The organism is Amycolatopsis sacchari (assembly GCF_900114035.1).
GTDB classification, from domain to species: domain Bacteria; phylum Actinomycetota; class Actinomycetes; order Mycobacteriales; family Pseudonocardiaceae; genus Amycolatopsis_E; species Amycolatopsis_E sacchari.
On the sequence record NZ_FORP01000011.1, the window covers coordinates 65,695 to 86,638 of the forward strand.

18 protein-coding genes are annotated in these 20,944 nt (G+C 71.8%); 4 read left to right on the forward strand and 14 right to left on the reverse strand.

The window, feature by feature from the left end:
* Nucleotides 1-14: 14 nt before the first annotated feature.
* Entirely contained in the window at nucleotides 15-2,213 is a 2,199-nt protein-coding gene (gene helR, locus BMZ92_RS19390; RefSeq protein WP_177228782.1) for an RNA polymerase recycling motor ATPase HelR, read from the reverse strand.
* Nucleotides 2,214-2,438: 225 nt separating this feature from the next.
* Here helR and cmtR point away from each other — a divergent pair, with 225 nt between their 5' ends.
* Both cmtR and BMZ92_RS19400 read left to right on the forward strand, forming a co-directional pair.
* Nucleotides 2,439-2,780 carry a Cd(II)/Pb(II)-sensing metalloregulatory transcriptional regulator CmtR gene (gene cmtR / locus BMZ92_RS19395; protein ID WP_091509542.1) on the forward strand — a complete coding sequence of 114 codons (342 nt, stop codon included), beginning with the start codon at nucleotides 2,439-2,441 and terminating at the stop codon, nucleotides 2,778-2,780.
* On the forward strand, nucleotides 2,777-3,436 hold the full coding sequence (locus tag BMZ92_RS19400) for a cation efflux transmembrane domain-containing protein (protein WP_425425829.1): 660 nt from the start codon (nucleotides 2,777-2,779) through the stop codon (nucleotides 3,434-3,436). The genes cmtR and BMZ92_RS19400 overlap by 4 nt, the downstream gene beginning before the upstream one ends.
* Nucleotides 3,437-3,446: 10 nt before the next feature.
* On the opposite strand, the gene BMZ92_RS19405 is transcribed toward BMZ92_RS19400, so the two are convergent.
* Nucleotides 3,447-4,025 carry a CGNR zinc finger domain-containing protein gene (locus tag BMZ92_RS19405; RefSeq protein ID WP_245783139.1) on the reverse strand — a complete coding sequence of 193 codons (579 nt, stop codon included), beginning with the start codon at nucleotides 4,023-4,025 and terminating at the stop codon, nucleotides 3,447-3,449.
* 52 nt (nucleotides 4,026-4,077) lie between these two features.
* Here BMZ92_RS19405 and BMZ92_RS19410 point away from each other — a divergent pair, with 52 nt between their 5' ends.
* Together BMZ92_RS19410 and BMZ92_RS19415 are read left to right on the forward strand one after the other, a co-directional pair.
* Entirely contained in the window at nucleotides 4,078-4,944 is an 867-nt protein-coding gene (locus BMZ92_RS19410; RefSeq protein ID WP_091509546.1) for a DMT family transporter, read from the forward strand.
* 188 nt (nucleotides 4,945-5,132) lie between these two features.
* Nucleotides 5,133-6,353 (forward strand): DUF7933 domain-containing protein, encoded by a 1,221-nt coding sequence (locus tag BMZ92_RS19415; protein ID WP_143249899.1) that lies wholly within the window; start codon nucleotides 5,133-5,135, stop codon nucleotides 6,351-6,353.
* A gap of 45 nt (nucleotides 6,354-6,398) precedes the next feature.
* Here the strand turns inward: BMZ92_RS19415 and BMZ92_RS19420 are convergent, their stop codons facing one another.
* From BMZ92_RS19420 to BMZ92_RS19480, 12 genes are all read right to left on the reverse strand, one after another.
* Nucleotides 6,399-7,814 (reverse strand): MFS transporter, encoded by a 1,416-nt coding sequence (locus tag BMZ92_RS19420; RefSeq protein ID WP_177228776.1) that lies wholly within the window; start codon nucleotides 7,812-7,814, stop codon nucleotides 6,399-6,401.
* A 699-nt stretch (nucleotides 7,815-8,513) separates the two neighbouring features.
* A complete protein-coding gene (locus BMZ92_RS19430) occupies nucleotides 8,514-8,852 on the reverse strand; it encodes a P-II family nitrogen regulator (protein WP_091509552.1) in 339 nt (112 codons plus the stop codon).
* 25 nt (nucleotides 8,853-8,877) lie between these two features.
* Entirely contained in the window at nucleotides 8,878-9,456 is a 579-nt protein-coding gene (locus BMZ92_RS19435; protein ID WP_091509554.1) for a UbiX family flavin prenyltransferase, read from the reverse strand.
* Nucleotides 9,453-10,841, reverse strand: a complete 1,389-nt coding sequence (locus BMZ92_RS19440) for an aldehyde dehydrogenase family protein (RefSeq protein ID WP_091509556.1) — start codon at nucleotides 10,839-10,841, stop codon at nucleotides 9,453-9,455. Before BMZ92_RS19440 ends, BMZ92_RS19435 begins: the two co-directional genes overlap by 4 nt.
* On the reverse strand, nucleotides 10,841-11,593 hold the full coding sequence (locus BMZ92_RS19445) for an SDR family NAD(P)-dependent oxidoreductase (protein ID WP_091509557.1): 753 nt from the start codon (nucleotides 11,591-11,593) through the stop codon (nucleotides 10,841-10,843). The genes BMZ92_RS19440 and BMZ92_RS19445 overlap by 1 nt, the downstream gene beginning before the upstream one ends.
* The gene (locus BMZ92_RS19450) at nucleotides 11,590-12,924 is read right to left on the reverse strand and encodes an MFS transporter (RefSeq protein WP_091509559.1); all 1,335 of its coding nucleotides are present in this window, start codon (nucleotides 12,922-12,924) and stop codon (nucleotides 11,590-11,592) included. Before BMZ92_RS19450 ends, BMZ92_RS19445 begins: the two co-directional genes overlap by 4 nt.
* Before the next feature lie 283 nt (nucleotides 12,925-13,207).
* Nucleotides 13,208-14,116: a LysR family transcriptional regulator gene (locus BMZ92_RS19455; RefSeq protein ID WP_091509560.1), complete on the reverse strand. Its 909-nt coding sequence runs from the start codon at nucleotides 14,114-14,116 to the stop codon at nucleotides 13,208-13,210.
* A 7-nt stretch (nucleotides 14,117-14,123) separates the two neighbouring features.
* Nucleotides 14,124-15,314: a xanthine dehydrogenase family Fe-S subunit gene (locus tag BMZ92_RS19460; RefSeq protein WP_091509563.1), complete on the reverse strand. Its 1,191-nt coding sequence runs from the start codon at nucleotides 15,312-15,314 to the stop codon at nucleotides 14,124-14,126.
* The gene (locus tag BMZ92_RS19465; RefSeq protein WP_091509566.1) at nucleotides 15,301-16,122 is read right to left on the reverse strand and encodes an FAD binding domain-containing protein; all 822 of its coding nucleotides are present in this window, start codon (nucleotides 16,120-16,122) and stop codon (nucleotides 15,301-15,303) included. The genes BMZ92_RS19460 and BMZ92_RS19465 overlap by 14 nt, the downstream gene beginning before the upstream one ends.
* A 7-nt stretch (nucleotides 16,123-16,129) precedes the next feature.
* Nucleotides 16,130-16,909 (reverse strand): enoyl-CoA hydratase/isomerase family protein, encoded by a 780-nt coding sequence (locus BMZ92_RS19470; protein ID WP_091509567.1) that lies wholly within the window; start codon nucleotides 16,907-16,909, stop codon nucleotides 16,130-16,132.
* A 2-nt stretch (nucleotides 16,910-16,911) separates the two neighbouring features.
* Entirely contained in the window at nucleotides 16,912-19,311 is a 2,400-nt protein-coding gene (locus BMZ92_RS19475; protein ID WP_091509570.1) for a xanthine dehydrogenase family protein molybdopterin-binding subunit, read from the reverse strand.
* Nucleotides 19,308-20,819: a class I adenylate-forming enzyme family protein gene (locus tag BMZ92_RS19480; protein ID WP_091509573.1), complete on the reverse strand. Its 1,512-nt coding sequence runs from the start codon at nucleotides 20,817-20,819 to the stop codon at nucleotides 19,308-19,310. Before BMZ92_RS19480 ends, BMZ92_RS19475 begins: the two co-directional genes overlap by 4 nt.
* Nucleotides 20,820-20,944 lie beyond the last annotated feature (125 nt).

Genomic DNA, 20,944 nt, shown 5'->3' on the forward strand with positions numbered 1-20,944 from the left:
CGTGGACTGGGTGTTCACTTCGTGAACACGCCCGTCAGGCTACCTGACCCGGCCCCGGCGAGACCGCTCAGTGCCCGGGGCAGCGGGCCCCGGTGCAGCACGCCGAGGCGCTGCGTCGCCCGCGTGAGGGCGACGTAGAGTTCCGCCGCGCCACGCGGCCCGTCCGCGAGGATGCGCTCCGGTTCCACCACCAGCACCGCGTCGAACTCCAGCCCCTTCGTCTCCGAGGGCGGCACCGCACCCGGCACGCCCGGCGGTCCGATCACGACGCTGGTGCCCTCGCGCCCGGCCTCGTCCCGCTCGAACTCCTCGATGGCGCCGGGCAGTTCGTCCTCGGTGACCTGCCGCGCCCAGGGGCGCACCCCGGACGCGCGCACCGACTCCGGCGGCCGCACGCCCGGCGCGAACTCGGCCAGCAACGCGGCGGCGACCTCCATGATCTCCGCCGGGGTGCGGTAGTTCACCGTCAGCGACCGGTAGACCCAGCGTCCCGGCACGTACCGCCCCAGCATCGACTCCCACGACCGCGCCCCGGCGGGCGAGCGCCGCTGCGCGAGGTCGCCGACGACGGTGAAGGACCGGTCGGGGCACCGCCGCATCAGCACCCGCCAGTCCATTTCGGACAGTTCCTGCGCCTCGTCGACAACGACGTGCCGGTAGGTCCACTCGCGGTCGGCGGCGGCGCGCTCGGCGAGGTCCCGCGTGTCCTGCTCGGTGAACCGTTCGGCGAGGTCCTCGGCGTAGAGCAGGTCGCTGGCGATCAGGCCGATGTCCTCGTCCACGTCCTGGCGCTCGATGAGGTTGTCCAGCACGTGGTCGGCGTAGGCGGCCTGGGCCCGCCGTTCCCGCTCCGCTGCGCGGGCGGCCTCGGCCTCGGCCGCCTTGTCGCGGCCCAGCAACTCGACCAGTTCGTCGAGCAACGGCACGTCCGAGACCGTCCACGCGGCACCGTCGGCGCGCCACAGCGCCTCGTCCGCGCCCGCCGCACGCAACCGGTCCTTCGACTGGTACAGCTCCGAGAGCACGGTTTCCGGGGTCAGCACCGGCCACAGCCGGTCGAGCGCGGCGGTGAAGGTCTCGTTGCCCGCCAGCTCCTCCAGCAACTGCCGCCGCAGGTCCTCCCACGCCTGCCGGTCGTTGCGGTCCAGCCAGCCCCGGCCGATGGCGCGCTCGGTGAGCACGTACGTGACGATGTCGGTGAACACCGCGCGCGCCTCGTTGTGCGGCAGGCCGCTTCCCCGCGCCTCCTCCCTGGCCCATTCGGCGGTCGCCGCGTCGATCCGTCCCGTGACGCCACCCAGCTCGACCTGCACCGGCTCCTCCGGCAGCCGCTGGTACTGCGCGATCGCCGCCTTCAGCACGTCCAGGATGCCCAGGGAACCCTTGAGCCGCGCGGCTTCGGGCGTGTCGTCGGCGGTGACGTGCAGTCCGGGCACCAGGTCGCCGGGCGTGGCGAACACGACGTCGGACTCGCCCAGCGACGGCAGGACGCGGCCGATGTGGTTGAGGAACGCCGGGTTCGGCCCCACGACGAGCACGCCGTGGCGTTCCATCCGCTCCCGCTGCGTGTAGAGCAGGTAGGCGACGCGGTGCAGCGCCACGACGGTCTTGCCGGTGCCGGGGCCGCCCTCGATCACGAGGACCCCGGGGTGGTCGAGCCGGATGATCTCGTCCTGCTCGGCCTGGATGGTCGCGACGATGTCCCGCATGCCCTCGCCGCGGGGCGCGTTGATCGCGGCCAGCAGCGCGGCGTCCCCGTGCTCGCTCCCGCTCGGGCGGCCGAGCACCTCGTCGGTGTAGTCGACCACGTGACGGCCGCGGGTGTGGAACTGGCGGCGCAGGCGCATACCCTCCGGGCTGACGGCGGTGGCGGTGTAGAACGGCCGCGACGCCGGGGCGCGCCAGTCCAGCAGCACCGGCCGGTACTCGTCCTCCTCGTCGAACAACCCGATGCGGCCGATGTACAGCCGGTCACCACTCACGGTGTCGAGGCGGCCGAAGCACAGCCCGTTGTCCGCCACGTTGAGCCGCTTGACCTCCCTGGCCTTGGCGCGCACCTCGACGTCCCGCTCCACCAGCGGGCTGCCGTCGCCCCGCAGCGCCGCTTCGTACTCCCCCTTCACCCTCGCCCGCTCGGCGTCGAGCCGCGCGTACAGCCCGGCGATGTAGTTCCGCTCGGACCGGAGTTCTTCCTGGTACCCCTGCTCGGACACGTGCCCCCTCATGCTGTTTTCCGGGTCGGAGACGCGATTCTGCGGCATCACCCGGGTCTTGCCGCAAGCCCCGGGGTGCGCTATATGTTTAAGTGGGAGGAGAAGTATTTCCCATCTCGCGGCCCGCCATTCCGCAGCGGACGCGCCATTCCCCGGATGACACCCCTTCTTCGGCGTGCGCTTGAGGCCTTCCCATGGTTCAGCCTTCGCTGTACTGTTCGAGGCATGCTGAAGTGTGAGACGCGGGGTGACGCGCTCGCCCGGCTGGGCCGCGCCCTCGCCGATCCGACGCGCTGCCGCATCCTGGTCGCGCTGCTCGACGGCACCGCCTACCCCGCGGCGCTGGCCGCCGAGCTGGGCCTTTCGCGGTCGAACGTGTCCAACCACCTCGCGTGCCTGCGGGGCTGCGGGCTGGTCGTGGCCACCTACGAGGGCAGGCAGGTCCGCTACGCGCTCGCCGACCCGCACCTGGCCAAGGCGCTCAACGAGCTGGCGCAGGTCGTGCTCGCGGTCGACACCGCGCAGCCCTGCCTCGACGAGCCCGCTGCCGCGGAGGTCGTCCGGTGAACGAGAGGCTGCCGCTTTACGCGGCCGAGGACACCTGTGCCGACGGGTGCTGCACGCCTGCGCGGTCGCGGCGGGCGGCGTTGTCGCGGCGGGTGCGGTGGCTGGTGGCGGCGACGATCACCTACAACGTCATCGAGGCCGTCGTCGCGATCACGGCGGGCTCGTCGGCTTCGTCCACCGCGCTGATCGGGTTCGGGCTGGACTCGGTCATCGAGGTCGCCTCCGCCGCGGCTGTCGCGTGGCAGTTCTCGGGCAGCGACCCGGAGGCGCGGGAACGAACGGCGCTGAAGGTCATCGCGGTGTCGTTCTTCGCGCTCGCGGCCTATGTGACCGTCGAGGCGGTTCAGTCGCTGCTGGGCTCGGGTGCGGCCGAGCACTCCACAGTCGGCATCGTGCTGGCCGCCGTGTCGCTGCTGGTCATGCCGGGCCTGTCCTACGCGCAGCGGCGCGCCGGCCGGGAACTCGGCTCGGCGAGCGCCGTCGCCGACTCCAAGCAGACCCTGCTGTGCACCTACCTGTCCGGCGTGCTGCTGCTCGGCCTGCTGCTCAACAGCCTGTTCGGCTGGTCGTGGGCCGATCCGGTGGTCGCACTCGTGATCGCCGCGGTTGCCGTCCGCGAGGGGCGCGAAGCGTGGCGGGGCGACCACTGCTGCTGACCAGACTTGATCAGCGCCGTGGCCGGTTCCGCTCGTAGTGGCGGCGGGCCCGGGAGCGGTTGCCGCAGTCGGCGGAGCTGCACCACCGGCGTGAGCCGTTCCTGCTGCTGTCGAGGAACACCCACCCGCACCCCTCGTCCGCGCACTGCCGGAGCCGCGTCCGGTCCACGGACTCCAGGAAGCGCCACACCTCCAGCGCGAGCAACACGGGCAGCTCGGACACGTCGGCGGGGGTGAACTCCCACTGCAGCGGCACCACGCCGGTCAGGCGCGCCCGGCGCAGCGCCTGGACGATCGCGTGGTGCACCGCCTCCGCCGCGTCGGAAGGTGGCTCCTGGCCGTCGATCGAGGCGCTCAGCACCGCGTAGAGGTCGTCACGCAGCTTCCGCGCCCGCTTGACGGTAGCCGCGGCCCGGGCTGGCGAGACCGGCGCTGGATCGGTCCGCAGCAGGCCGGTGCGGCGCAGCCAGGTCACCAGCGCGTCGGCCGTCGTGAGGTCGTCGGCGAACCGCGCCGGGTCGAGCCGCCACGCCACCGTGTTGACGAAATCGAGCACGACGTGCCCGCCCACCAACGGCCGCATCTCCATCTAACAACCATAACCGGTTTTGGTTGTTAGGTCTGCCGGGTAGCCGGGAGGCATGGAACGGACGGCGGCGGTGTGGGGCATGACGACGGCGGCACTGGCGGTGTCCGCGTCGGCGGTGGTCATCAGCGTTTCGGGGACGGCACCGGGCACCGCTTCGTTCTGGCGCTGCCTGATGGCGCTGCCGGCGCTGGTGCCGGCCGCCCTGTGGGAGCGGCGCCGCAGTGGCGCGCCGTCCCGCCGCGCGCTGCTCACCGCGGCGGTCGCCGGGGTGTTGTTCGCCGGCGACATGCTGCTGTGGACGCAGGCGATCTCCGAGGTGGGCGCCGGGCTGTCGACGGTGCTGGTGAACCTGCAGGTCGTCCTGGTGCCGGTGCTGGCGTGGCTGGTCGACCGGGAACGCATGACGCGGTCGTTCTTCGTGTGCGCCCCGGTGATGCTGGCGGGCGTGCTGTGCACCGCGGGTCTGCTCGACCGGGCTCCGGCGGGCGCGGATCCGGTGTGGGGCACGGTGCACGCGCTGCTGGCGGCGTTGTGCTACTCGGGTTTCCTGTTCCTGCTGCGGCGCGGCGGGCAGGGCGCACCGCCCGTGCAGCCGTACGTCCTGGTGATGGTCGCGGCGACGGTGGCGTCACTGGCGGCCGGTGCCTGGTGGTACGGCTTGGACCTCACGCCGGCCGCCCCCGCACTGGGCTGGCTGGCGTTGGTGGCGTTGTCCTCGCAGATCGTGGGCTGGCTGCTGGTCGCCGTGTGCTCGCCGAAGCTGTCCAGCCAGCTCGGTGCGGTGCTCCTGCTGCTGACGCCCATCGGATCGGTGGTGCTGGGCGCGGTGGTGCTCGGCGAACACCCCTCCCCCTGGCAGCTCGTCGGGTGCGCGCTGATCCTCGCGGGAGCATTTCGGTTGGCCGTGGCCAGGAAGTGAGTTCCGGGTTGACTCTTCTCCCCCGAGGGCCTGGGCGCCGGGGTCCATCGGCGCTGGCGCGCCTGCTGAGCGGCCCCAACGTGGGTGGGTGTGGGCGGTGGGCCATCCCCGTGAAGGGGTAGGTGCGTCAGGGTTTCCTCTCCTGCCCCGGTCTGTCCGGTGATGTCCTTTCCGGAAGGAGAAAACCGATGACAGCACGCTCGAGACCGCGGCGGCGGGCGAGGAGGGTGGCGGCCGGTGCTGCCGTATCGCTGCTCGCACTGGGTGGGGCGTTCGCCGCGCTGGGGTCGGCCAGTGCGGCCACCTCGGCTTCGCAGCAGTGGATGACCAGTGTCTCCCCGGCAGCGACCCCCGGAGTGGGCCAGACGATGACCGCCGGTTTCGGTGACACCGGCGTGACCGCGACGATCCAGGTGGTCTCCGGCACCAACACCACCTGTTCCTGGCCCGCTCCCGCAGGCACCCTCGGCGGCACCAACGCGACCGACTTCCTCGAACCCGATCCCCCAGCGGGCTCTGCCGCCGTGCAGCAGTGCACCGGCCAGGGCAGCGCCTTCACGCAGGTGGTCACGTTCAGCAAGCCCGTGCTCTCCCCGATCCTGCACGTCGACAACCTCGACGGCAGCCTCGCTTCCGTAGGCGGCACCACGACCACCGGTGCTCCCGTCACGCTGACCACGCTGACGAAGAACAACGCGCTGGAGGTTTCCCCGAGCGGCAACAGCACCGTCCTGAACAGCACACCGCAGGTCGCGCGCAACGCGGGTTGCCAGGCCGACGACGGGACGAACCCCACCGCGGGCTGCGGTTCCTTCGTGCTGGGCGGCGGCCCCGTCAAGTCTTTCACGCTCTACAACCAGATGGGCAACGTCACCGGCGGTGACGCGTGGGCCTGGTCGCTGTCCTTCCCGACCGTCAAGCTCACCAAGGCGTTCGAGCCGGGGAAGATCCAGGCCGGTGAGACCGGGGAGCTGAACTTCTTCATCACCAACCCGGTCGACAACCAGCAGCCGACCCTGTCCCCGCTCGACTTCACCGACGCGCTCCCCGCGGGCGTCACGATCGCGGACTCCACCTTCGGCACCAACAGCCAGTGCGGCACCCCGGCGGTGACCGATGCGGCCGGTGGCTCACTCGACGCCGGTGACACCGGGGTGAAGGCGGCGAACCTGACCGTCTCCCCCGGCACGACGTGCATCCTGACCGTGCACGTCACCTCGGACACGCCGGGCAGCTACACCAACGACAACAGCAACCTGTCGACCGGGGTGGCGAACCTCGTGCCCGACACGAGCACCGTGCTCGTGGTCGACACGCCGATGATCGCGGGCTCGGCCGCTGCCGCCGCCCTCGTCCTCGGCGGTGGTGGCTGGCTGTTCTCCCGCCGCTCGCGGGTGACGCGGCAGTAGAGACCGGACGGCGCGCCGGAGGGTTCCGGCGCGTCGTCCTTCCACTCAGGCGCGGCGGCCGGGCAGGAAGGCCGCGATCGCGAAGGCTCCCAGCGCGGCCGCCCCGCCGACGACCAGCACGACCTTGAAAGCGCTTTCCGTGGGCACCGCCACCGGGCCGAGGCGCATCGTCAAGTGGGCCAGGATGACCCCGGCGACCGCGCTCGACACCGACGTCCCGATCGAGCGCATCAGCGTGTTGAGGCTGTTCGCGGCGGCCGTCTCCGACACCGGCACCGCCCCCATCACGAGCGCGGGCATCGCGCCGTACGCGAGCCCGATCCCGGCGCCGATGAAGCTCGACGCGATCAGCAGCTGCCAGACCGTGCCCATCATGACCGTCGTCAGCCCGTAGCCGAACGCGACGACGAGCGCGCCGAGCATCAGCGTCACCTTCGGGCCCCGCGTCCGCGAAACTCGCGCGGACAGCGGCGCCACCGCCATCATCACCAGCCCGTTGGGCGCCATCACCAGCCCCGCCGCGAGGATCGACTGCCCCAGCCCGTACCCGGTCGCCGCGGGCAGCTGCAGCAGCTGCGGGATCACCAGCGACATCGCGAACATCGCGAAACCCATCACCACGGACGCGAGGTTGGTGAGCAGCACCTGGCGGCGCGCGGTGGTGCGCAGGTCGACCAGCGGCTCCCGCGTGCGCAGTTCCCAGAAACCCCAGCACAGCAACACGACGACCGCGGCGGCGAGCAGCCCCAGCGTGGTCCCGCTGCCCCAGCCCCAGTCGGCCCCCTTGGAGATCGCCAGCAGCAGGCACAGCAGCGCGACCGACAGGCCCAGCGCGCCGGGCAGGTCGAACCGGCCGCCCGTGCGGACCGCCGACTCGGGGACGAGCGCGACGACGAGCACCCCTGCGACGACACCGAGCCCGGCGGCGGTCCAGAAAAGCGTGTGCCAGTCGGCGTTTTCGACCAGCAGCGCCGCGGCGGGCAGGCCCAGCGCGCCGCCGACGCCGAGCGAAGCGCTCATCAGCGCGGTGGCGCCGCCGAGCCGTTCCGGTGGCAGCTCGTCCCGCATGATGCTGATGCCCAGCGGGATGACCCCGGACGCGAGACCTTGCAGCGCACGTCCGACGACCATCGGCGCGAGACTGTCCGACAGCCCGCACAGCACCGAACCCACGACCAGCATCGCGACGCTGAACAGCAGCATGCGCCGCTTGCCGTACATGTCGCCGAGCCGCCCGACCGTCGGCGTGGCGACGGCGGCGGCGAGCAGGGTGGCGGTGATCGCCCACGTGGTGTCGCCCGCCGACGCGCCCAGCAGCCCCGGCAGCACCGGCACCAGCGGGATCACCAGGGTCTGCATCAGCGAGACGACGATCCCGCCGAAGGCCAGGACCGCGACGACCACGTTCGGCCGCACCACCCCCGCGGCCCGTCTCGGTGTCCCCACAGCGGCACTGGTCATCAGGATCCCCTCTCGTCTCCGGTGTCGATCACCGGGCACGGGAGCTTATTCTAAGTCAACTGATTGACTTACCTTGGCGCGACCTGTGGAGAAGTCGAGCGCCTCGCCTCCACTGGTCCGGACCGGCCGCGGGCCGCCAACGCCCACTGACGGGGGGCGGCCCCACCGCGCGCGAACCGCGTCGTTCGGCGGCGGTCATCGGGGGTCCGGTGGTGGTCCTCGGGCCGAAGGCGCTGGGGCCGATCCCACCGGACCAGTTCGCCGAGAGGGTGGACCGGTCGGGCATCCGGTTGGTGACGCGATCGTGGTACCCGGTCAGCGAGCGGTTGATGGTGGTGGAGGAAGACGCGAGGTGGCCGCAAGACCCGTCGCCGGCCCGGGTGGCGACGGTGTTCCGCGTCGTGGACGGCAAGGCCACGACGCCGCGACGGGATGAACGAGGCAGGCCCGGGCCGGCTCCTCTGCTGGACAAGCGCGCCTTGTCCTGGTGACGGAGGCGGCGGCGGCACTGGCCGGCCGTGACGAGCCTGCGAGGGTGAACGCGATCGCGGATGAACCCGGTCTGACCAGAGTGGCGCTTCACGGCTGATCAGGGGCGCGGTCGGCGCCGGCGGCGACGGGCCGGCTTCCGGTCCGCGACGGCCGGCCTGATCACCCGCTCCCCCGCGATCGACCTGCCGGCCACGCGCCGGTGACCGGCTAAACGGCGTCCGCGCCGCGTTCGCCCGTGCGGACGCGCACGACCGTCTCCACCGGCGTGACCCAGATCTTGCCGTCGCCGATGCGGCCCGTGCGGCACACCCGCAGCACGGCATCGAGCACGCGCTCGACCAGTTCGTCGGGCAGCAGCACCTCGATGCGCACCTTGCGCACGAAGTCCACCTCGTACTCGGCACCGCGGTAGACCTCCCGATGGCCCTTCTGCCTGCCGTACCCGTGCACCTCCGTCACGGTCATGCCCAGGACCGCCAGGCGTTCCAGCGCAGCGCGGACGTCGTCGAGCACGAAGGGACGCACGATCGCGGTCAGCAGTTTCACGGGCACGATCCTGCCAGCCGGGCCGTCAGCGCGCGCCCGCCGTCCAGCGGGCGGTGGCGGGGTGCGGCAGCCGCAACGCGTCGAGCGCACGGCCGACGGTCTGCGTGACCAGCTCGTCCAGCGAAGCCGGCTTCGTGTAGAACGCGGGTACCGGCGGCATGATCGTCGCGCCCATCTCGCACGCCTGGCTCATCAGCCGCAGGTGCCCGGCGTGCAACGGGGTTTCGCGCACCAGCAGCACGAGCGGCCGCCGCTCCTTGAGCGTCACGTCCGCGGCCCGCACGAGCAGTGTCTCGTCGTAGCTGTTCGCGATGCCGGACAACGATTTCACGCTGCACGGCGCGACCAGCATCCCATCGGTGGGGAACGATCCGCTCGCGATCTCCGCGCCGAGGTCGTGCTCGGAATGCACGTGGTCGGCCAGCGCGCGCACGTCCGCGACGGTCAGGTCCGTCTCCTGCGCGAGTGTCGCGCGCGCCGCCTTCGTGAACACCAGGTGTGTCTCGACGCCCAGCTGTGACAGCAGTTCCAGCGCCCGCACTCCGTAGACGACCCCGGACGCGCCGCTGATGCCGACCACGATCCGCGGCGGGAACCCGGTCATACCGGCCCTCCGAAGTGGACGTGCTTGAGTTCGGTGAACTGCTCGATCCCCTCGACGCCCCGCGTCCGGCCGAGCCCCGAAGAACCGTAGCCACCACTGGGCATTTCGGCGTAGGACCGGTTGTAACCGTTGACCCACACCGTGCCCGCCCTGATCCGCCGCGAAGCCCGCCACGCCCGGTCGAGGTCCGCGGTCCACACCGACGCCGCCAGCCCGTACGGCGTGGCGTTCGCCAGCGTGACCGCCTCGTCCTCGTCGTCGAACGGCTCAATGCTCAACAGTGGGCCGAACAGGTCGTGCTGCACCAGCGGCGAATCCACACGCAGGCCGGTGACGGCGGCAGGTGTCACGAAGTGCCCGGGCCGGTCCAGGCGCTCGCCGCCCGTCAGGACCCGAGCGGACGAGCGGGCCAGCGCGATGTGCTCGGAGAACCGGTCCAGTGCGGGCCCGGAGATGAGGGGCCCGACGTCGGTCGCCTCGTCACGGGGATCACCGGTGCGCAGGGTACGCAGGACGTCCACCACGGTGTCCCGGACTCTCGCGAAAACCGGGCGCTGCACCAGCAACCTCGTGCACGCCATGCACATCTGGCCGGCGGTGATCACCGCGGCACGGGCGGCGGTCTCGGCGGCCTCGTCCACGCGGGCGTCGGCGAACACGGTCATGCTCGCCTTGCCGCCCAGCTCCAGCAGCGCTCGTGTCATGTCCGGCGCGGCGGCCGCGCGGATCGCCGCACCGACCGCCGTCGAACCGGTGAACGCGACCGCCCGCACGAGCGGATGTGTGACGAGGCGTTCCCCCACGAGCCCGTCGCCGACGACGAGCCGGACGACGTCCTCACCGATCCCCGCTTCACGGGCCAGTTCCAGGGCGCGCCGGGTGACGAGGGTGGTCTGCGGAGCCGGCTTCACGAGTGCGGTCACGCCGGCCGCGAGCGCCGGGGCGAGATCGCGCAGGAGCAGCAGCAACGGCCAGTTCCACGGCACGATGAACGCGGTGACGCCGACCGGCTCCCGCACCAGGTGCGCCTGCGAACCGTCGGGAAGCGTGCCCGCCCGGCCGTGCACCAGCCGGGCCATGCCCGCGTTGTAGCGCAAGGCGTCCACGACGCCGGTGACCTCGATCCCCGCTTCCCGCACGGGTTTGCCGCTCTCGGCGACGAGCGAGGTCACGAGTTCGCCGCGGTGCTCCTCCAGCAGATCGGCCCAGCGCCACAACAGTCCCTGCCGCTGCTTCGCGTCCACCGGCCAGGTACCGTGCTGGGCCTCGTCGGCCGTGCGCACCGCCTTGTCCAGCTCCCCCGGCGTGGTGGCCGGAACTTCGCCGAGGACGCGCAACGTGGCCGGGTCGGCGGGCCGGGCGTCCTGCGGCACCTCCCAGCCCATCAGACGAACACCCCGCCGCCGTCCACCACGATCGTCTGGCCCGTCACGAACCCGCTGTCCGGCCCGGTCAGCCACAACACGGCGCCGACGAGGTCGTCGGGCCGCATGTCGCGGGGCAGGGACCGGCCCGCGCTCGCGGCGGCCACGTAACCGGAGTCGTTGAGCGCACGGGTCGCGGCGTCGTCGACCAGGCCGGGCGACACGGAGTTCACCGTGATCCCGTACCGGCCGAGTTCCCTGGCCGCGGCGCGCGTCAGGCCCTCGACCGCGGCCTTCGACGCGACGTAGTGGGCGAACCCGGGAGGCGCGGTCCTCGCGACGGACGACGCGATGTTGACGATCCGGCCGCCGCCCCGCTCCCGCAACGCGGGCAGCGCCGCCTTGATCACCTGCCACATCCCGCGCACGTTGACCCGCAGCACGAGGTCCCAGTCGTCGTTGGTCAGCTCCTCCAGTGGCCGTTTGCGGCCCAGTCCCCGGTAGACGGCGGCGTTGTTGATCACCGCGTCCAGCCCGCCGAAGCGGTCCACGGCCAGCCGCACGGCGGACTCGAGCTCGGCGTCCTCCGTGACGTCGCAGCGCTGGAAGACGGCCTTGCCGGGACCGGCGACGGATTCGACCGCTGCGGTGCCGTCGGCGAGGTCCACCGCCACCACGTTGTGGCCCGTCGCGGTGAGCGCCTTGAGGTACGCGACGCCGATGTCGCCGGTGCAGCCGGTCAGCAGGACGGTTCGCTCGTTCACAGCGTTCACAGGATCTCCTCCTTGTTCGGGGTGCGGGCCACGGCACGCGACGCCGGTTCGTCCATGCCACCACGGGTTTCCGGGCTGATCGCGTTGGCCACGAGGAACACGGCGACCATCACGCCGAGGAACACGACGAGCCTGCTCGGCACATCCGCGAGCCCGGGGCTCGCGAGGTTGACGAAGGTGGGCATCAGGCCGCCGATCATGAAGCCGAGGTTCCAGCAGACCGCCGTGCCCCGCGAGCGTAGCGCCGTCGGGTACCGCTCGTTGAGGAACACGAGCACGGGCGCGTAGGCGGCGTTGGCGAGGAACCCGAGCGCGGTCGAGTACCACAGGATCGCCGTGGTGGCACCGGGATCGCTGCTGCTGATGAGCCACACGAGGAGCGGCAGCGCGACGAGGTTGACGGCGCCGAAGGCCAGCATCGTGCGCCGGCGGCCGAGGTGCTCGCTCAGTTCCCCGGCGACGATCGTGCCCAGCACCACGCCGAGGCTCGACACCAGCAGGATCACGCCCTGCGTACCGCCACGGACGCCGGTGACGTCGCCGAGCAGCGTGGGCAGGTAGCCGGAGGTGAGGTAGTACTGGGATCCCGCGCCCGCGACGAGGACGATGTTGAGGGCGAACACCTTCCCGCGCCCGCCACGCACGAGGTCGGCCAGGCGCGTCCTGGGCGGCGGTCCCGCCTGGTGCGCCGCCTTCCACAGCGGGGACTCCTCGACGCCGCGCACCACGAGGTAGCTCAGCAGGGCGGCGACGAGACCCGACAGGAACATCACGCGCCAGCCCCACACCGTGAACTGCTCGCCGGGGAAGAGCTGGCTCACGCCGATGTAGAGCCCGCTGGCGAGGGCCGCACCGACCCCGGCGCCCCCACCGCCGATCAGCCCGGACATCAGGCCACGCCAGCGCGGCGGCACGCTTTCCGTGCCGAGCGTGTGCGTTGCGGCCACCACCCCGCCGACGAAGATGCCCTGCACCAGCCGCAGCGCGAGGAACAGCAGCGGTGCGGTGATCCCGGCGGCGGCGTAGGTGGGCACCAGGCCCATCGCGGCCGTCGACAGCCCGACCCCGGCGAGCACGACCACCATGGTCTTCTTCCGCCCGCTCCGGTCCGCGACGACGCCGAAGATCGCCGCGCCCGCGGGCCGCAACAGCACGCTGACCGCGAACGACGCGTACACCGCGGCGAGGCTCAGCGTCGGGCTGTGCGCGGGGAAGATCAGCTTGCCGACGGTCCCGGCGATGTAGAGCAGGATGAACAGGTCGAACAGATCGAACGCCCAGCCCGCGACCGAGGAAACGGCCGCGTAGAGCGTCGCACGACGGGACGCCATACCCACCTCCTTGTGGTGTGTGCTCGCCCTTTGCAGGAACTTCTTGGTCTGTTCCGTGGCGGCAGGCGGCGGAACCTCCGCCGCCCACCCGTCGCCCGGCTCCCGCCCCCGGTGAACGTGCTGTTCCCGGCTCCGGGATCGCCTCCCCATGACTGTCCACGTCATCACGGGTTCTCCGCTCACCGAACGGCTGCCACCGCTTTGAAGAGATCTCCCTCCCCATTACAGCCAGGGCGGGTTCGCGCGGCGATGCGCAGTTCCCTACCGGCCCGGTAGGCGTTGCCTATGGCTCTCCGTCCACTGTGGTCTCGTCGCTCAGCTCGCGCGTCGCCGTCAGCAGCAGGTCCAGCAGGGCCCGTGCCGCGGGTGCGAGCTGACCGCCCGCGCGCCACACCACGGCCAGCTCCCGCGCATCCCGCGGATCGGCCAGGCGCACGGCGACCGGGTAATCCGCCGCGACCAGGCGCGGCACCACCGAAACCCCGACCCCGTTGCGCACCATGCCCGCGAGCACCGACAGCTGCTCGGTCTCCACGGTCACGCGCGGCGTGAACCCGTGCCGCCGGCACGAAGCCTCCAACAGCTCCCGCAGGCCAGAACCGGTGGACATCGCGACAAAATCGGCTTCCGCGAGGTCGGCCAGGTCCAGCTCCGCGAGCCCGTCCAGCCGGTGTCCCGGCGGCAGCATCGCCACCATCGGCTCGCGGATCAGCACCCGCCCGGTGATGCCCGGCCGCGACCACGGCGCCCTGGTCAACGCGAGGTCCAGCTCGCCGACCTGCACCATCCGCTCGAAGTCCGCCGAGACGTTGTGCTCGATCAGCCTCAGCTCGATGTCGGGGTGCGCCGCGCGGTACCCCGCGAGCACGCGCGGCAGCACGCTCGCCCCGGCACTGGGCAGGGTGCCGATCGCGAGCCTGCCGCGCTGCAGGTTCCGCACCGCCACGGCTTCCTCGCGCGCCCGCTCCAGATGGAACAACGCCGGCCGGACGTGCTCCAGGAACACCTCCCCCGCCGTGGTCAGCACGACCTTGCGACCCAGCCGCTCGAACAACGCGACGCCGAGTTCCTTCTCCAGCTTGCGGATCTGGACCGACAGCGACGGCTGCGCGAGGTAGAGCACCTCGGCGGCCCTGGTGAAGCCGCCCGCCTCGGCGACGGCCGCGACGTAGCGGAGCTGGTGCAGTTCCACCGGACCCTCACCGCCGGCGCCGCCGGAACCGGTCGAGCAGCGTCGCGAGCATGAGCTTGAGCGCGCTGGGCGGCTTGACCGGTCCCTCGGGCGCCCTGCCCGATGTCGCCGCGGTCGCGACCGCGGCTGCGAACTGCTCGAACATCCGGCGGCTGATGTCCCCAGCCAGCGCGCGGCCGAACTGCGCGATCCGGCCCGTCAGGTACACCTTCGCGTCGGCGTGCAGCACCGTGCCGCCCGCCGTGGCTTCGGTGCGCAGCTCGATCGCGGCCTGCGTCTGCGCGCCGCCGGTGTCGCGGCCCTGCGCCAGCACGCGCAGCCGCCCCGCCGAGCGGTCGTGCTCCAGGATCCGGGCCACACCGTCGAACTTGAGCTTCACCGGCCCGACCGAAACCTTCGCGCGCCCGGCGTAGGTGTCCGCGCCCAGCTCCTCGGTCAACTCCGCGCCCGGCAGGCAGCTCGCGAGCAGGTGGACGTCGTCGAACACGTCCCACACCCGGCCGGATTCGACGTCCACTCCGGTCGCTACCTCGACCGCGATCGTGGGTTCTCCGTCCGGAAGCGCGATTTCCGTGGACACCGGCTCCGCCACGGCCTCGGTCTCCTGCCGTTCGTCGCCGACCCGGACCGTCGCGCGCCCCGCCAGTGCCCGTGTACCGCAGTTGCCCGGTGCCGGAATGCCTTCCGGGAACGACTCCTGCGTCTCACGCACGGCCGTGACGATGTTGCGGTAACCCGTGCAGCGGCAGATCACCCCGGACAGCTCCGCCGGCAGTTCCTCGGGCGTCACGTCCGGTTTGCCAGTGAGCAGGTCGTAGGAGCTCATCAGGAAGCCCGGGGTGCAGAACCCGCACTGCAGCGCGTGGTTGCGGCCGAAGGACTCCTGCAGCGGGTGCAGCTCGTCCGGTTTGCCGAGCCCTTCCACGGTCACGATCTCGGCGCCGTCCAGCTGTACCGCGAACAGCAGGCACGCTCGCGCGGCCTGCCCGTCCACCAGCACCGTGCACATGCCGCACACGCCGTGCTCGCAGCCGACGTGCGTGCCGGTTAGCCCGAGGTGGTCGCGCAACGCGTCGGACAGCGTGACGCGGGCCGGCAGCTTCAGCGTCGCCGGGGTGCCGTTGACGGTGAAGGTGACGTCGACGAGTTCCCCCGCTTCCGCACGGACCGGGCGCGGGGTCGGTTCAGCGGTCGTCATTCCTGGCCTTCCTGGTGGCTCGGTCGATCTCCCGTCGCGCGAGCACGCGGAACAGGCGGCGGCGGTAGTCCCGCGAGGCGTGCGCGTCACCGTCGGTGTCGACCATCTCGTCGAGCAGTTCGGGCGTGACCTCGTCCAACGCCACGGCACGGGTCACCGGCCGGTCGGAGATGCCGAACCCGGTCAGTGTCACGCCCTCGCCGCGGACGTGCACCGCGACCCCGGCGAGCGCGAAATCCCCGTGCCTGCGAGCGATTTCGGCGAACCCGAACCCGTCGCCGGGCAGTGCCGACGGGAACCGCACCGCGGTCAGCAGTTCGTCGGGACCGAGCGCGGTCATCATCGCCCCGGCGAAGAACTCGCGGGCCGCGACACGGCGGGTGCCCGAGGGTCCCGCCAGCGTCAGCGACGCGTCGAGGCAGCAGGCCACCGCGGGCAGTTCCGCGGCCGGGTCGGCGTGCGCGAGGCTGCCGCACACCGTCCCCCGGCTGCGCAACTCACGGTGGCCCACCCACGGCAGCGCCAGTCCCAGCAACGGCACCTCCGAGCTGACCGGGTCCCGCTCGACGGTGCGCTGCCGGACGGTCGCGCCCAGCTTGGCGTACCCGTCGCCGCGCTCGATGCGGTCCAGCCCGGGGATCGCGTTGATGTCCACCAGCACGTCGGGCCGGGCCAGCCGCATCGCGAGCACCGGCACGAGCGACTGGCCGCCCGAGATGACCTTGCCGCCCCCGTCGGAACGGGTCAGCTCGGCCACCGCCTCGTCCACTGTGGAGGGACGGGAGTAGGCGAACGGCGCTGCCTTCAAGGGGTGCTCACCTGCCCTGGAACTTGGGCGCGCGCTTCTCGGTGAACGCCGCGACGCCCTCGGCGAAGTCCTTGCTGGAGCGCAGCATCGCGTACGCCTTGCGCTCCAGCTCGATCCCGGAGTACAGCGGCGCGTCCACGCCCTTGTCGAGGACCTCCTTGGCGGTGCGGGCGGCCAGCGGCGAGTACCCGAGCAGCACCCCGACGATCCGCTCGACCTCGGCGTCCAACGCCTCGCGGTCCGGCAGCACGTTCGCGACCAGCCCCCAGTCCCCGGCCTGCTGGGCCTTGATCCGGCTCGCGGTCATGATGTGGTACTTCGCGCGGGACAGCCCGATCAGCCGGGCGAGCCGCTGCGTGCCACCGGAACCGGGGATCATGCCCAGCCGCATCTCCGGCAGCGCGAACTCGCTGCGCTCGGTGCAGACGCGGATGTCCGTGGACAGCGCGAGTTCCAGCCCCACGCCGAAGCAGTAGCCGTCGACGGCCGTGATCACCGGCTTCGGGCTGCGCGCCGGGGCGGTGACGTTGTGGCCGAGGTCGGTGAAATCGACCGGGTCGACCTCCATGAAGCCCGCGATGTCGCCGCCGGAGGAGAAGTGCTCGCCCTCGGCCCGCACCACGACGACCTGGATCTCGTCGTCGGCGTCGATCTCGGCGAAGCGGTCGGCCATCACCTGCCGCGTCTCCCAGGTGATGATGTTGAACCTGCCGTGGTCGAGCGTCAGGTAGGCGACGCGGCCTTCGTGCCCGCGGTCCAGCCGGATCTCGCCTCCGGTGAGTGCCATGCTCAGTTCTTCCCTTCCTTGTTCTCCAGCAGCGCGTGCACGACGTCGCCGTGCAGCGGCAGGCTCGTGATCTCGACGCCTTCGGGCGCGAGCGCGTCGGCGACGGCGTTGGCGATCGCGACGGGCAGGCTCATGCAGCTGCCCTCGCCGCAGCCCTTCGCGCCGAGTTTGGTCAACGGCGACGGGGTTTCCCGGTGGTCGCTGTCGAGTTCGTAGGTGGTTTCGGCGGACGTCGGGCAGAGGTAGTCCATGAACGTCGCCGTCGGCTGGCCCGCGTCGGTGTAGCGCATCTCCTCCAGCAGCGCGCCGCCGAGCGCGTGCGCGAGCGCGCCGTGCACCTGGCCCTCCAGCAGGACCGGGTTGAGGATGGTGCCGGCGTCATGCACCGTCACCACGCGCTCCAGCTTCACCTCCCGCGTGTCGCGGTCGATCCGCACGACCGCCAGCTCCGCGACGAAGCCGTAGCAGAGGCTGGAGTTGATCTGGTCGCTGCGGCTGGCGGCTTTGGACTCCGGCGGGGTGAAGGCGGCTTCCTCGTACAGGCGCGCCGAAACGCCCTCCGGCAGCGAACCCGGGTCCCAGTGCACGAGCCCGGCCGCGTGCCGGAACGCCACCGAGCGCTCGGGTTCCGCGCGCACGCGGACCTTGCCCTCGGCCAGTTCGACATCCGCGGCGTCGGCGCCCAGCAGCACCGCCCCGGCGATCTTGATGGTCCCGGCGAGCCGTTCGCTCGCCTCGACGAGCGCGCTGGTGAGCAGCGGCGCGAACCGGGAGGAGTAGCTGCCGGAACTGATCGTCCACGGCGTCGTGGCCGTGTCCATCTCCACGACGGGGCGGACGTGCTCGCGCGGCAGCCCGAGCTGGTCCGCGACGATCGCCTGTGCCACGGTCGCGTGCCCCTGTCCCTGCGGCACGGTGCCGAGCAGCACCGACACCAGCCCGTTGGGGTCCACGCTGATCCGCACGTGCTCGGTGGACCCGGACTTGCCGCGCCCGGCCGCGCGCTGCTCGGCAGGCGTGGCGAGGCCGACGTAGCCGATGTTGGTCGCCGACGGATCGACGATCGTCGCGATGCCGATGCCGAAGTACTCCCCCGCCTCGCGCGCGGCCCGCTGCCGCTCACGCAGCGCCGGGTAGTCGGCGTTCTTCAGCAGCAGGTCCACGGCGGCGTGGTAGTCGCCGGAGTCGTAGATGCCGCCGGTGGGTGTGGGATAGGGGAAATCCGAGCCGCGGACGAAGTTGCGACGGCGCAGCTCCACCGGATCCAGGTGGCACTGCTGCGCGACCTCGTCCATCAGACGTTCGAGCCCGAAGTACAACTGCTGGCCGCCGAACCCGCGGTTGAGCCCGGTGGGCGTCTTGTTCGTCACCACCGCGCGCGAGCGGATCCGCACCGCGTCGACGCGGTACGCGCCGGTGATGTTGCCGAAGCAGCGGTACAGCGTGCTCGGCTCGGGCGGCCGCAGGTACGCGCCGACGTTGTCGATCAGGTCGGCCCGCAGCCCCTGGACGATCCCGTCCTCGGACACCGCGGCCTCGAACCGCATCTTCCGGTCGGACCCCGCGGAACTGCCCAGCAGGTGCTCGACGCGGTCCTCGGTCCAGCGCACCGGACGCCCGGCATGCTTGCTCGCCAGCGCCATCAACGCGACGTAGGGGTAGATCCCGGCCTTGATGCCGAAGCTTCCGCCGTTGTCGGCGGGGATGCGCAGCCGGATGCGGGACGCGGGCACGCCGAACGCCCCCGCGAGCACCGCGACCATCGAAAACGGGCCGTGGAAGTTCGCCCACGCCTCGATCGACGGCCCGTCGGCCTCGTCCCGCCACTCCGCGACGACCGAGTAGCACTCCATGGGGGTCGAGGAGTAGCGCGGGAAGTCGTACTCCCCCACCACGACCCGGTCTGCGCGGGCGAACACCTCGTCCACGTCGCCGAAGTCGAACGTGCGGTCCGTGGCGACGTTGCTCTCGGCGGTGTCGTGCAACCGGGGCGAGTCTGGCGAGAGGGCGTGCGCGATCTCCACCACGGGCGGCAGCGGCTCGTACTCGACGTCGATCAGCTCGGCGGCGTCCTCGGCGAGGTACCGGTCGGCCGCGACGACGACCGCGACCGGTTCGCCGACGAAGCGGGCCTTGTCCACCGCCGTCGGGTAGTACGGCATCGGGGTCTTCACCGCCAGCGGGAACGGTTTCAGCTCAGCGGCGACCTCCTCCGGGCCGAGCACCGCCGCCACGCCCGGATGGCGGCGGGCCCGGGACAGGTCCACGCTGCGGATGCGCGCGTGGGGATGGGGGCTGCGGACGATGGCGGCCGTCAGCGTGCCGGCGAACGGGTCGAGGTCGTCGAGGAACCGGCCGCGGCCGGTCAGCAGCGCCGGGTCCTCGATGCGGGCGGTGGTCATGCGTGCTCCTGAAGATCGTGTCGGGCGAGCACCTCGTAGTGCCCGGCGCCCAGTTCGCGGCGGAGGATCTTGCCCACGGCGGACTTGGGGATCTCGGGCACGGCGATCACGCGCTTCGGCCGCTTCAGTGACGGCAGGCCCGAGCCCTCGCGGGCGAAGCGCCACACCTGCTCGACGGCTTCACCGGGCGCGAACCCGTGCTCCGGCACGAAGAATGCGGTGACCGCCTGGCCCCACCGGTCGTCGGAGGTCCCCGCTACCACCACCTCACGCACGGCGGGGCAGCGTGCGAGCGCGTCCTCGATCTCGTCGGGGTAGATGTTCTCGCCGCCGGAGTTGATCATGTCGTCCACGCGGCCGGCCACCCACAGGTCGCCGTCCTCGTCCGCGGTGGCGAGGTCACCGGGGAAGTACCAGCCGTCCCGGATGGACTTCGCGTTGGCATCCGGCCGGTTCCAGTAGCCGGAAAACGCTTCCGGGCTGGCCATCGAGACCGCGAGCTGCCCCTGCTCCCCCGGGCCCACCAGGTCGTCCGGGCCCGCGCCCGGTTCCGGGGCGACGAGCCGGATCCGCGAGAACACGCCCGCCCGGCCCGCGCTGCCCGGTTTCGCCGCCGCGTTCGGGCCGACGCTGAACGTGTAGATCTCCGTGCTGCCGAAGTGGTTCACGAACTTCCGCGGGCGCAGCGCCTCGGTCAGCTGCCCGGCGAGTGCGGTGGTCATCGCCGCCCCCGCGTAGGAGATCTTTTCGACCGACTGTGCCTCGGCGAGTCGTCCGGTGCGCAGCAGGGACCAGAAGATCGTGGGCACGAGGTAGAGGCTGTTGACGCCTTCACGCAGGACCAGCTCCATCGCCTCGTCGGCGTCGAACCGCACCTGCGGCACCCACGTGCTCGCGGTGACCACGGACGACAGCAGTGTGCGCATGCCCATCGTGTGGAAAAGCGGCATCACACCGAGCGTGGTGTCGAAACAGGACTGTCCCGTCTGGATGATGTGGGCGAGCGCGGCGTAGTGCTCGGCGGCGTGCGTCCTGGGCACCCCCTTGGGTTTGCCCGTGGTGCCCGAGGTGTAGAGCATGACGCTGATCGCGTCGTCGGGTACCGCCACCGCAGGCGCCACGCCACCCCGGCTCGCCTGCGTCTCGATCGCTTCCGCGGAACTGCCGGCCACCGGCGGGATCTGCGCGAGCGCCGTGCCGACCAGCTCCTCGTGGGGCTCGTCGAAGACCACCAGCGCGGGTGCCGCGTCGGCGATGCAGTACGCCAGTTCGGGCGCGCCGAACCGGAACGACAGGGGGACCGACACCGCCCCGAGTTTCTGCGCGGCCAGGTGCAGGCTCGCCAGCGGCAGGCCGCCCGCGAGCACGAACACCACGCGGTCGCCGGGACGCACCCCCAGCTCGCCCAGCGCGCGGGCCAGGCGGCCGGTGTGCTCGTCCCACTCGGCGTAGGTGAGCGGGTGCCGGCCGCCGACGGCGCGGCGCCGGGATAACGCTCTGCGGTCCAGCGCAGTGCTGTGCCCAGATCCATCACTGCTCTCCGTTGCAACAGTTCGGAAGCGGGACGAAGCCCGCCAGGCGATAGTACGATGCGTATCGTCTGTTTCAGACTGTCTCGAACGTACGATAGCCT